Origin of the sequence: Cellulomonas endophytica (assembly GCF_004123805.1) — a bacterium.
GTDB classification, from domain to species: Bacteria; Actinomycetota; Actinomycetes; order Actinomycetales; family Cellulomonadaceae; genus Cellulomonas; species Cellulomonas endophytica.
In genome coordinates, this window is the sequence record NZ_RWJX01000095.1 from 1 (window position 1) to 11,328 (window position 11,328).

The 11,328-nt window shown below is 73.3% G+C and carries 10 protein-coding genes, 1 tRNA gene and 2 pseudogenes; 2 read left to right on the forward strand and 11 right to left on the reverse strand.

Annotated elements, in window-relative coordinates; all coding sequences use genetic code 11:
* Positions 1-10 precede the first annotated feature (10 nt).
* The 9 genes and pseudogenes from EJA20_RS16715 to EJA20_RS19610 all read right to left on the reverse strand — a co-directional run.
* On the reverse strand, positions 11-1,306 hold the full coding sequence (locus EJA20_RS16715; RefSeq protein WP_164984038.1) for an extracellular solute-binding protein: 1,296 nt from the start codon (positions 1,304-1,306) through the stop codon (positions 11-13).
* A 280-nt stretch (positions 1,307-1,586) separates the two neighbouring features.
* The gene (locus EJA20_RS16720; protein WP_129339679.1) at positions 1,587-2,579 is read right to left on the reverse strand and encodes a LacI family DNA-binding transcriptional regulator; all 993 of its coding nucleotides are present in this window, start codon (positions 2,577-2,579) and stop codon (positions 1,587-1,589) included.
* Between the two features lie 195 nt (positions 2,580-2,774).
* A complete protein-coding gene (locus tag EJA20_RS16725; protein WP_129339675.1) occupies positions 2,775-3,815 on the reverse strand; it encodes a hypothetical protein in 1,041 nt (346 codons plus the stop codon).
* A gap of 198 nt (positions 3,816-4,013) precedes the next feature.
* Positions 4,014-5,072, reverse strand: a complete 1,059-nt coding sequence (locus tag EJA20_RS16730; protein WP_205687558.1) for an ABC transporter permease subunit — start codon at positions 5,070-5,072, stop codon at positions 4,014-4,016.
* Positions 5,069-6,145, reverse strand: a complete 1,077-nt coding sequence (locus EJA20_RS16735; RefSeq protein ID WP_129339676.1) for an ABC transporter permease — start codon at positions 6,143-6,145, stop codon at positions 5,069-5,071. The genes EJA20_RS16730 and EJA20_RS16735 overlap by 4 nt, the downstream gene beginning before the upstream one ends.
* Positions 6,142-7,692 carry a sugar ABC transporter ATP-binding protein gene (locus EJA20_RS16740; RefSeq protein ID WP_129339677.1) on the reverse strand — a complete coding sequence of 517 codons (1,551 nt, stop codon included), beginning with the start codon at positions 7,690-7,692 and terminating at the stop codon, positions 6,142-6,144. The genes EJA20_RS16735 and EJA20_RS16740 overlap by 4 nt, the downstream gene beginning before the upstream one ends.
* Before the next feature lie 105 nt (positions 7,693-7,797).
* Positions 7,798-8,775, reverse strand: a complete 978-nt coding sequence (locus EJA20_RS16745; protein ID WP_129339678.1) for an ABC transporter substrate-binding protein — start codon at positions 8,773-8,775, stop codon at positions 7,798-7,800.
* A gap of 122 nt (positions 8,776-8,897) precedes the next feature.
* Positions 8,898-9,314, reverse strand: a complete 417-nt coding sequence (locus EJA20_RS19605; RefSeq protein ID WP_240675600.1) for a substrate-binding domain-containing protein — start codon at positions 9,312-9,314, stop codon at positions 8,898-8,900.
* Between the two features lie 73 nt (positions 9,315-9,387).
* A pseudogene (locus tag EJA20_RS19610) lies at positions 9,388-9,696 on the reverse strand (type 1 periplasmic-binding domain-containing protein); the annotation flags it as partial.
* On the opposite strand from EJA20_RS19610, the gene EJA20_RS19615 reads away from it, so the two are divergent.
* Positions 9,611-9,790: a hypothetical protein gene (locus EJA20_RS19615; protein ID WP_240675601.1), complete on the forward strand. Its 180-nt coding sequence runs from the start codon at positions 9,611-9,613 to the stop codon at positions 9,788-9,790. The pseudogene EJA20_RS19610 and the gene EJA20_RS19615 overlap by 86 nt on opposite strands.
* A 47-nt stretch (positions 9,791-9,837) precedes the next feature.
* On the opposite strand, the pseudogene EJA20_RS19620 reads toward EJA20_RS19615, so the two are convergent.
* Positions 9,838-9,912: pseudogene (locus EJA20_RS19620) on the reverse strand (LacI family DNA-binding transcriptional regulator); the annotation flags it as partial.
* A 290-nt stretch (positions 9,913-10,202) separates the two neighbouring features.
* Positions 10,203-10,285: transfer RNA gene (locus EJA20_RS16755), tRNA-Leu, on the reverse strand.
* Positions 10,286-10,619: 334 nt separating this feature from the next.
* Between EJA20_RS16755 and EJA20_RS16760 the strand changes: the two genes are divergently transcribed.
* Positions 10,620-11,321 carry an FhaA domain-containing protein gene (locus EJA20_RS16760; RefSeq protein WP_129339681.1) on the forward strand — a complete coding sequence of 234 codons (702 nt, stop codon included), beginning with the start codon at positions 10,620-10,622 and terminating at the stop codon, positions 11,319-11,321.
* The last annotated feature ends 7 nt before the right edge of the window (positions 11,322-11,328 follow it).

Consider the following 11,328-nt stretch of genomic DNA (forward strand, 5'->3'; position numbering starts at 1 on the left):
CCGCCGGGCGTCACTCGTTCGCGAGGTAGCCGTCGACCTTGTCGGAGGCCGCCTGCAGCAGCTCCTCGACGTCACCGCCCTGGGCGATGTTCGTCATCATCGCGTCGGTCTCCGCGGTGATGTCCGAGACCGAGGTCGAGATGCCGGTGGCGTAGTAGTGCGCGTTGTTCGAGAACCCGGCGAGCGTCGCGATGATCGGGTACGCGAACTCGGACTGCTCGATGTCGTCGCGGTTCGGCGGGTAGTAGGACTCGGTCCACTCCACCTGCATGTCGCGCGAGTTCCACCAGTCGGAGAAGGCGCGGACGCCGGCCAGCTCCTCCTCGGAGTCGTTCATGCTCGTCGCGTACCAGTAGTTCGCGACGCCGTGGACCCAGTCGCCCGGCCACTCGAAGACGCCGACCTCGATGCCGAAGCTCGCGGCGGAGGTGATCTCCCACGGGCCGTTGACGATCATCGCGGCGCGGCCGGAGCCGAAGAGCTCCATCGCGGCCGTGGCGTCCATGCCGGTGGGGCTGATCTTGTCGTCCACGTAGGCCGACTGCCACTGCTCCAGCGTGGCCACGTTCTCCTCGGAGTACAGGCCGTTCTCGCCGTCGGTGATGAAGTCGCCGCCGCCCGTGTGGAGCAGGGCGGAGAGCAGGCCCGCGTCCTGGTCGGGGAGCGCGAAGCCGTACTGCTCGGGCTCACCGTTGCCGTCCGCGTCGAGGGTGAGCGTCCTCGCGACCTCGAGCAGCTCGTCCACGGTCGTGGGGTAGTCGGCCTCCGTGAGGCCGGCCGCCTGCCACAGCGCCGGGTTGTAGTAGACGGCGAAGGCCGTCGTGCCCATGGGCACCCCGTAGGCCTCGCCGTCGAACGTCACCTGCTCGACGAGGTTCGGGTAGAAGTTGTCGTTCTCCGTGTACTGCTCGTCGTCGTAGTAGTCCTGCATCGAGACGAACGCGCCCTGGTTGGCGTAGCCGAGGCCGGTGTCGACGCCCTGGACCACGAGGTTGGGGCCGTTGCCGGCGCCGAGGCTCGTGAGCAGCTTCTCGGAGATGGACGTCCAGGCCATCTCCTCCGTCTTGACCTCGTAGTCGTCCTGCGAGGCGTTGAACTGGTCGACGATGCTCTGGAGCACGTCGCCGTCCGCCTCGGTGTAGCCGTGCCACGCGAGCAGCTCCGTGGGTCCGCCCTCGGAGCCGCCGGCGCTGCCGCCGGAGCCCTCCGTGCCGCCGCCGCCGCTGCACGCGGCGAGGGTCAGGGACGCCACCGCGACGACGGCCGTCGTCGCCAGAGCGGTCCGGTCAGGGGTGCGCAGACGCATCTGATCCTCCTCGATCACTGCGGGCGCTCGCGCCGTCGCGAGGCCATGCATCGATGTAGGACGCTCCGCCGCGCGGTGCCCTTACAACGATGTAAGCGGAACGTAGCACCCGGCCGCCCGGGGGCACAACGACCGTCACCAGAACGTGACCTCCCGGCCCCGCGGGCGCCTCACCGACCCGCGGACCACCCCGAGCGGAGCAGCCGGGGAGGGACGGCGGCCCGGTCAGGACGGCGCGTAACGGCGCCGGACGCGCCCGGGACGCGTGCGCCGAGAGCCCTCAGGGGGTCGTGGACTCCCGGACCAGCACGCGGTGGGGCGCCACGACGAGGCGCGGCGGCACGTCGGCGCCGGCGACGCGCTCGAGGAGCAGGCCCACGGCCGTGCGGGCGATGTCCTCCCGCCCCGGGTCGACCGTGGACAGCGGCGGCGAGCTGTACGCCGTCTCCTGCACGGCGTCGAAGCCGACGACGAGGACCTCCTCGGGCACGGCGACCCGCCGCTCGTGCAGCACGTGGAGCGCCCCCAGGGCGACGGCGTCGTTGAGCCCGAACACGGCGTCGAACCGCACCCCGTCCTCGAGGAGCGCGCGCATCGCGTCGGCGCCGGTGTTGCGGTGCCACTGCTGCGCCTCGCCGAGCAGCCGCTCGTCGAACGGCACGCCCGCCGCCTCGAGCGCCGCGCGGTACCCCTGCACGCGCAGCGCCGCGGAACCGACGGTCTCCCCCGGGTGGTGACCCACCACCGCGATGCGGCGCCGGCCCCGCGCCAGGAGGTGCTCCGTCGCCGCCCGGGCGCCGTCGACGTTCGCCATGGTCACGTGGTCGACCGGCCCGTGGAAGATGCGCTCGCCGAGGAGCACGAGCGCGTAGGGCACGCGGAGCAGCTCCACGTCGTCCTGGCCGAGGGCCAGCGGGGAGAAGAGCAGGCCGTCCGTGAGCAGCCGGTGGTCGGAGTTCAGGACCGCCAGCTCGCGCGCCCGTTCGGCGCCGGTCTGCTCGATGAGCACCGTGGTGCCGCGGGCGGAGGCGGCCTCCATGACGGAGTCCGCGAGCTCGGCGAAGTAGGGCAGGGACAGCTCGGGCAGCGCGAGCCCGATGAGGCCCGTCCGCCCGCGCCGCAGGTTCCGCGCCGAGACGTTCACGCGGTAGCCCAGCGCGGCGATGGCCTCCTCAACTCGCGCCCGCGTCTCCGGGCGCACGAGGGGCAGGTCGTTCACCACGTTCGAGACGGTCTTGATGGAGACGCCCGCCCGTTCGGCCACCTGGTGCATCGTCACGGCCGCACGCCGCACCGCGTCCTCCCTCCGCCGTCGTCGCCGTCGCGGCCGTCGCCCTGCGTCCTCGTCGGCAGGACGGAACTATGCCGTCTCGGGCCCGACCAGGGCGAGCGTCCGCTCGGCCGGTCCGCGCCGGCCGTCACCGCGCTCTCGCGCGACGGACCAGGGGGACCGGGCCGGCACCGAGGGTCAGGGGAACCGCATCGGCTCGGGCGACCCGAGGAGCCGCCACTCGTCGTAGGTGATCCTCCGCGACAGGCTCGGGCCCCTGTAGTGGAGGTCGGAGCCGCCCACCCGGGCGTGGACGAGGTCGCCCGGGAAGCGCGCGGCGACCGCGGGCGTCGGGGAGCCCAGCTCCACCCACTCGGAGTAGGTCAGCGGCTGGTACGAGCCGTCCGTCGCGGTCCCCTGGCGGCCGATGCCGCCCGTGCCGTCCCACGAGAGCCGTACGAACCCGCCGGGGCTCGCCACCGGGTCCGGTGCGCCGAGGCCCTGCCACTCGGCGAACGTGAGCCTGTGGTGCCGTCCGTCGGGCTCGACCGCGAAGAGCTCGGGGCTCGTGCTCCAGCTGAGGGTGCGCATCCCCGGCACGGGCTCCGTGCCGCTCGCCGGGGCCGGTGCCGGCCGTCCTGCCCGGGCCCACTCGGCGGCCGTGAGGGCACGCGAGGCGGTGACCCATCGGTGCCAGTAGAAGGACCACACCTCGGTGACGGCGTACACCGTCGCCGACCACGCGAACCGGCGGTAGCTGGTGTGCGCCCGCTGCGGAGGGTCGAACCCCATCGACCGCCACTGCTCGTACGTCACGGGCGTCAGCGTCCGACCGTCGGTCCACACCAGGTCGGAGGTGTAGGGCAGGGTCCACAGGTCCGGGAGGGCTCTCGGGATCGCCGACGGGACCGCGCTCGCGCCCCCTGCGACGACGCGGACGACGTCGGCAAGACGTGCGTCGGCCGTGGGGCCCGCATACACGCAGTCACGCGTGCTCGCCTGCCGGCACACCCTCACGAGCACGTCCCCGGCCGGGACGGCGTCGAGCACGAACGTGCCGTCGTGCTCCGGCACGGCCGCGTCGAGCACCGCGGTCCCCGACCGGTCGGTCGCCTCGACGACGAAGAGGCTGTTCCACGTCTGGAGCTGGTCACCCCAGGTCGTCCAGACCGTCCCACCGACCGAGCCCGTGCCCGTCGCCCCGGCGGCGGCGGCCGCCGGCAGCAACGACGTCGTCACGACCGCCACGACGGCCAGAGCCGCCGCACGTACCCCGCCGGTCCTCGCCAACGCGCACATCCCCGTCCTGTCCGCCGCTCGGCGTACCGCCCTCCCCATCGGCACCCACCGCACCCCCTCGCGGCGGTCCGGTCGGACTTCACCCCGTCCGCCTCCCGCGGGCGGGCCGGCGGCCGTCGACGTCCCTGCTCGTGCCCGTCAGCGGCGGCGGACCGTGATGAGGCGCTGCAGGACGACGAAGGCCAGCAGCACGCCGCCGATGAACACGCGGGTCCACCAGGAGTCGAGCCCCTCGCGGGCGATGAGCACCTGGATGAGCCCGTAGACGAGCACCCCGGCGCCGGTGCCGAGCACGAAGCCCACGCCGCCGGACAGGAGCGTGCCGCCGATGACGACCGCCGCGATGGCGTCGAGCTCCATGCCGATGCCCGTGAGGTTGAACCCGGACTTCGTGTAGAGCGCGAAGAGGATGCCGGCGATGCCCGCGCACGTGCCGCTGATGACGTACACCCAGACCCGGGTGCGGGCGGGCCGCAGGCCCATGAGCGTCACGGCCGCGCCGCGGTCGCCCGCGCCGATGCCGTAGACGGTCCGGCCGAAGCGCGTGTAGTGCAGGACGTAGACGGCCACGAGCAGCACGCCGAGGGCGATGAGCATGCTCGCGTTGATCCGCCACAGCCCGCGGCCCTCGCCGAACTTCAGGCTCCACGCCGCGAGCGCGGAGAAGCCGGGGTCGTCGATGGCCAGGGAGTTCGTGCTCACGACGTTCGCCAGGCCGCGCGCGAGGAACATCACGGCGAGCGAGGCGATGAAGGGTTGGATGTCGAACGCCTGCACCATCACGCCGATGAGCAGCCCGCAGGTGGTGCCGATGAGCACGCCGACGACGAGCACGGCGGGCAGCGGCAGCCCGGCCGTGAAGAGCTTGGCGCTCACGAGCCCGACGAGCGCCACGACCGCCCCGACCGACAGGTCGATGCCGCCCGTGAGGATGACGAAGGTCATCCCGATGGCGAGCACCAGCAGGTAGGAGTTGTCGACGAGGAGGTTCGACAGCAGCTTCATGCTGACGAAGTCCGCGCGGTCGGTGCTGTAGCGGCTCTGCCCGACGCCCAGCATGAGGGCGAGCGTCAGCAGCGTGCCCAGCACGGGCAGGAACCGCCGGTCGAAGGAGCCCACGAGCCCGCGGGCGCGGGCGACGGGGGTCCGGGGGGAGGCGCCGGGGGGCGCCGTGGGGACGAGCTGGCCGGTGCTCACGCCGCCACCTCCGCGGGCCGGGCGGCGGACCGGGCCGGCGGACGCGGGGTCCGCAGGCGCGAGCGCAGCGAGGGGGACGCGGCCACGCAGACCGCGATGAGGACGACCGCCTTGAACAGCGGCGTGGTCTGGCTGGGCAGCTCGAAGATGATGACCGCCCGCTCGAGGGCGGACAGCAGCAGGGCGCCGACGACGAGGCCGCCGAGGTGGAACCGGCCGCCGTCGAGCCGGGTGCCGCCGAGGACGACGACCATGATGGCGTCGAGCTCCTTGAGCAGGCCGATGTTGTTGGCGTCGGCGGCCATCGTCGGCGCGCCGTAGACGATGCCCGCCAGGCCGGCGAGCACGCCCGCGATGACGTAGACCGTCCAGGTCGTCGAGCTGGCCTTGACGCCCGCCAGCCGGCTCGCCTCGCCGTTGGTGCCGATGGCCTCGAGGAACATGCCGAGGGCCGTCCGCCGCACGGCGAGCACCACGAGCACGAACACCGCGGCGGCGATGACCACCGGCGTCGGGATGCCGAGGACGAAGCCCGAGCCGAGGGACTTGAAGGGCGGGCTCGTCACCGTGGTGATCTGGCCCTCGGTGATGAGCATGGCGATGCCGCGGCCGGCCACCATGAGGATCATCGTGGCGATGAACGGCTGGATCCCCAGGCCCGCCACCATGACGCCGTTGAAGGCGCCGGCGAGCACGCCGAGGCCGAGCCCCAGCACGAGGGCGGTGGCCACCGTGAGCGGGCTGCTCGGGTCGGCGGCGCCGTCGAGGTAGGTGAGGGACACCGCCAGCGACATCGCCATGACCGCCCCGACCGACAGGTCGATGCCGCCCGTGGCGATGACGAGGCACATCCCGAGCGCGAGCAGCAGGGGCGTCGCGCTGTTGCGGAACAGGTCGACGAGCTGCCCGTAGAGGTGGCCGTCGCGCAGCGCCACGTCGAGGAAGCCCGGGCTCTTCGCGCCGCACGCCAGCAGCAGCAGGACGAGGGCGAGCGCCGGCCAGACGAGGCCGTGCTGGGTCACCTCCCGCAGGAGGGCGCCGGGCCGCCGGCCCGGGGTCGTGGTCGTGCTCATGCCGCGCTCTCCCCGCTGCTCGCGATCGTCTCCAGGACGGTCTCGCTGGTCACCGTCTCGTCGTTGGTGATCTCGGCGATCTTCTGCCGGTCGCGCATCACGACGACCCGCTGGCTGATGCGCAGCACCTCCTCGAGCTCGGAGGAGATGAAGACGACCGACATCCCGTCGGCCGCCAGCTCCGTCACCAGGCGCTGGATCTCCGTCTTCGCGCCGATGTCGATGCCGCGGGTGGGCTCGTCGAGGACGAGCAGCCGCGGCGAGGTCGCCAGCCACCGCGCGAGCAGCACCTTCTGCTGGTTGCCGCCCGAGAGGTTGCGGATGAGGGCGTTGGGGTTCGGCGGGTTGATGTTCAGCGCCACCATGTACTTCTGGACGATCTCGTCGAGCTCCCGCTTGGGGATCCGGCGCCACGCGCCCCGGCTGGCCTGCAGCGCGAGCGCGATGTTCTCGCGCACGGTCAGGTCGCCGATGATCCCCTCCTTCTTGCGGTCCTCCGTCGACAGGGCGATGCCCCGCCGCAGCGCGGCCAGGGGCGTGGACAGCCGCGTCGGGCGCCCCTGCCAGGACACCGTCCCGTGGTCGGGGCGGTCGGCACCCGTGAGCAGCCGCGCGGCCTCCGTCCGGCCCGAGCCGAGCAGACCGGCGAAGCCGACGATCTCCCCGGGGTAGAGGTCGAGGTCGAACGGCTCCACGGAGCCGTCCTTGCCCAGGCCGACGCCCGTGAGGAGCGGCGTCTCGCGCGGCGAGTGGACCGTCACCGCGGTGCGCGCCTGCTCCTCGATGCCGGCGAGGGCCTCGCCGGAGCGGCCGATCATGTGCGCGATGAGCTCGCGGCGGGGCAGCTCGTCCGTCCGGAACTCGCCGACGAAGCGCCCGTTGCGCAGCACCGTCATGCGGTCGGACAGGGCGTAGACCTGCTCGAGGAAGTGCGAGACGAACAGGATCGCCACGCCCTCGTCGCGCAGCGTGCGGATCACGCGGAACAGCTCCGCCACCTCGGCCTTGTCCAGGCTGGACGTGGGCTCGTCGAGGATGAGCACCTTGGCGTCGACGACGAGCGCGCGGGCGATGGCGCACAGCTGCTGCACCGCGATGGAGTGCGAGGACAGCTGCGAGCGCGGGTCGATCGCGAGGTTCAGGCGGTCGAGGAACCGCCGGGCCTCGCGCCGCGTGGCACGCCAGTCGACGAAGGGCCCGCGCCGGACCTCGTGCCCGAGCATGACGTTCTCGGCCACCGTGAGGTTCGCGCAGAGGTTGACCTCCTGGTAGACGGTGCTGATGCCCGCCGCCTGCGCCTGGCTCGGGTCGTCGAACCGCAGCTCCTGCCCGGCGACGGTGATGCCGCCGGAGTCGACGCGGTACACGCCCGTCAGGGCCTTGATGAGGGTGGACTTGCCGGCGCCGTTCTCGCCCATGAGCGCGTGCACCTCGCCGGGGCGGAGCACGAGGTCCACGCCGTCCAGCGCCTTCACGCCGGGGAAGGTGATGGTGATGCCGGTCATCCGCACCACCGCGTCGTCGGCGCGGCCGTTCCGCTCGGACATCGCTGTCCTCTCTGGGGAGGGTCGGTCGTGGGTCCCCGGGGTACGCCCCGGGGGACCGTGCGCGGCGGCGGGCTCCGCCGCCGCGCACGGCGTGGGCCGGTCGGCTCAGTAGGCCCGGGCGTCGACGTCGGCCTGCGTGATGGTCTGGTCGAACGCGGCGTCGACGACGATCGTCTCCTCCGGCACGTCCTCGCCGTTCGCGACCTGCGTGATGAGCTCGGCGAGCTGGTCCCCGAAGACCGGGTTGCACTCGACGACGTAGTTGAACTTCTTGTCGACGAGGGCCTGCAGGCCGTCGCGCACGCCGTCGACGGAGACGATCTTGATGTCCTCGCCGGGCACCTTGCCGGCGGCCTCGATCGCCTCGACGGCGCCCAGCCCCATGTCGTCGTTGTGCGTGAAGATGAGGTCCGTCTCGGGGTACGCCTGCAGCGCCGCCTCGACCGCCGTCTTGCCCTCGGCGCGCGTGAAGTTGCCGCTGGCCTTGCCGATGACCTGGTCGCCGACGACCTCGTCGAAGCCCTCCTCGCGGTCCACCTGCGCGCCGGAGCCGAGGGTGCCCTGGAGCTCGAAGATCTTGGCGTCGGGGGCGTTCTCCGCCACCCACTCGCCGGCGGTCGTCCCCTCCTGGCGGAAGTCCGCACCGATCCAGGTGACGAAGGGGTCCTCGACCGTGGTGTCCACCGTGCGGTCGACGAGCACGACGGGGATGCCGGAGTCCTTGATCTCCTGGAGCACCTCGTCCCAGCCCGTCTCGATGACGGGGGAGAACGCGATGACGTCGACGTCCTGGGCGACGAAGTCGCGCAGCGCCTTGATCTGGTTCTCCTGCTTCTGCTGGGCGTCGACGAAGTTCAGGTCGAAGCCGTTCTCCTCCGAGAGGCTGGCCTTGACGGACTCCGTGTTGGCGGTCCGCCAGCCGCTCTCGGCGCCGAGCTGGGAGAAGCCGACGCGGATGAGGTCGTCGCCGCCGCCGGTGTCACCGCCGGCGTCGGCGGTGCCGCTGGAGCAGGCGGTGAGGGCGAGCAGCGCGCCGGTCGCCAGGACGGCGAGGCGGGTGCGGACGGGCGCGGGACGGGACATGACTCCTCCTCGAGCGGGTGCCGACGGCTGTGTCGGGCTGCGCTGATTGTTAACGCTCACAACACGGCCGGTCAAGATGCCCAGGTCACGGTCCGGTCACGGCACGCCCGCAGGGGTGACGCTCACATCGACCGCGGCGCCGCCGTGCTCGCGCGGACGGTGAGGGCCGAGCCGACGAGCACCGGCGTCGGCGACGCCCCCGCCATCGCGGACACCATCTGCTCCAGGCACACCCGTCCCAGGGCGGTGAAGTCCGGCGCGACGGTCGTCAGCGGCGGGAAGAAGTGCGCCGAGCCCTCGACGTCGTCGAAGCCGACCACCGAGACCTCGTGCGGGACGCGGACGCCGGACTCCGCGAAGGCGTGCAGGACCCCCAGAGCGAGCTGGTCGTTCGCGCAGAACACGGCCGTAGGCAGGCGGTCCTCCGGGTCCGTGCCCGTCCGCGAGCGTGCGAGGAGGTCCTTCGCCAGCCGGAAGCCCGTGGAGGCGGTCCAGTCCCCCTGGAGCGGCTCGCGCGGCTGGAGGCCGGCCTGGAGCAGGGTGTCGCGCCACCCCCGGGGCCCGGGAGCGCGCGTCGAGCCAGACCTCCGGGCCGGCGACGTGGACGACGTCGCGGTGGCCCAGCTCGAGGAGGTGGCGGGTCGCCAGACGGGCCCCGGCGTACTGGTTCACGGCCACCGTGTGGACGTCCCCGTCGAGCTCGGACGGCCCGACCATGACGACCGGGACGCGGCTGTCGTACCCGCGGACGGCCCGGACGGCCTCGTCGTGCGAGGCGATGACGACGACGCCGTCGACGCCCTGGTCCATGTAGTGCTCGAGGGCGGCGCGCACGGTGGCGACGTCCCAGCGCGTCGCGGTCGCGACGGACACGTACAGGCCCTGGGCCCGCGCGGCGTTCTCCAGCGCGATGAGCGTCATCGTGGGCCCGTACAGCGGGGAGTCCTCCGTGATGACGCCGATGGCGCCCGTGCGCCGCGTGACCAGGGCGCGGGCGGCCGTGTTGCGCCGGTAGCCGAGCTGCTCGATGGCCTCCTGGACGCGGCGCCGCGTCTCGGGCCGGACGTTGGGGTGCTCGTTGAGCACGCGCGAGACCGTCTGGTGCGAGACGCCGGCGGCCTGGGCGACGTCGCTCATCGCCGGCGGGCGGTCGAGACGCGGCGGCGGCGGCGCGGGGTCGCGCACGTGCGCGTCCGTCGACTCTGTCGTCACACCCTCGGCCCTCGTCGTCCCGCCACGCCCGCAGGAGCGTCGGCGCCGCTGTGAACGCTAACAGCGAGGGGAGCGATGCGGAAGCGTCCGCTGCGCCCCGCACCCGTCGACGAGTCGGCGCCGACCGTGCGCCGGACGCCGGCGGGAGCCCGGACGACGAAGAGCCCGGCCGTCGGCCGGGCTCTTCGTCGTGGTCGGCGGGCCGACCGGGTGTGTGCGCGAGGCGGGACTTGAACCCGCACGCCCTTGCGGGCACTGGCACCTGAAGCCAGCGCGTCTGCCATTTCGCCACTCGCGCGCGGTGCAGAACAGTAGCAGAGGCGGCGGGGACGCCAGGACGCGGGGAGCGCCGGCGGCGGTCCGTGCGGCCCGGGGGGGCCGGTGCGTCCGGCCGCGTCCGGCCGCGTCCGGCCGGCCGCGCCACGACGCGCCGGATCCACCCGTCCCGGCACGTCGCGGCCGTGCCGGGGCCGCCCCGGGGGCGTGCGTGGCTACCATCGGTGCGGTCCCCGACGTGTCCCGGGGCGTCGGGTCGTGCCCGGTGCCCCCTCCGGACGCCCGGCGGGGGCGGCCGCGCGCCCCTCGGTGCACGGGTCACGGACGACGGCGCGAGCGGCAGGAGGGAGGGCGTGGTGGGGTTCCTCGACCGGATCGAGAAGGGCGTGGAGCGCGCCATGAACAACGTGCGCTCCTTCCGCGGCGAGCTCAAGCCCGTGCAGCTCGTCGACGCCCTGCGCCGCGAGATGGACGACCGCGCCATGGTCGTGGGGCGGGACCGCACGGTCGCGCCGAACGAGTACGCCATCGAGCTGTCCACGCCCGACTACGACCTCGTCGAGTCCTGGGGCGCCGAGGCCATGGCCGACGAGCTCGCCGCCACCGCGACCGACCACGCCGCCGGGCAGCAGTACGCCTTCGTCGGGCCGGTGAGCGTGCGCTTCACCGAGAACGTCGACCTCGACGCCGGCCGCTTCGAGATCTCGTCCTCCAGCGTCCGCGGCGCGGTGGCCCCGGCGACGTCGGCCTCGCCCAGCCCCCGGCACCCGCTCGTCGACATCGACGGGCAGCGCTACATCCTCACGGGCCCGACGACCGTCATCGGCCGCGGCTCGGAGGCGGACATCGTCGTGGACGACCCCGGGGTCTCCCGGCGCCACGTCGAGATCCGCGTGACGCCCGACGGGGTCGTCGCCACGGACCTCGGCTCCACGAACGGGCTCTTCGTCGAGGGCCACCAGGTCCCCGCGGCGACGCTGCTCGACGGCAACACCCTGACGATCGGACGCACCCGCATCCTCTTCTTCACGGGCGCCGACGAGCAGGCCGCTGGCTGACCGTCCC

What these genes read in the sequence shown, in the direction of transcription:
- EJA20_RS16720 (WP_129339679.1), bottom strand. Translation starts at nt 2,579, where the DNA reads ATGCACCAGGTGGCCGAACGGGCGGGCGTCTCCATCAAGACCGTCTCG.
- EJA20_RS16745 (WP_129339678.1), bottom strand. Translation starts at nt 8,775, where the DNA reads ATGTCCCGTCCCGCGCCCGTCCGCACCCGCCTCGCCGTCCTGGCGACC.
- EJA20_RS16735 (WP_129339676.1), bottom strand. Translation starts at nt 6,145, where the DNA reads ATGAGCACGACCACGACCCCGGGCCGGCGGCCCGGCGCCCTCCTGCGG.
- EJA20_RS16715 (WP_164984038.1), bottom strand. Translation starts at nt 1,306, where the DNA reads ATGCGTCTGCGCACCCCTGACCGGACCGCTCTGGCGACGACGGCCGTC.
- EJA20_RS16740 (WP_129339677.1), bottom strand. Translation starts at nt 7,692, where the DNA reads ATGTCCGAGCGGAACGGCCGCGCCGACGACGCGGTGGTGCGGATGACC.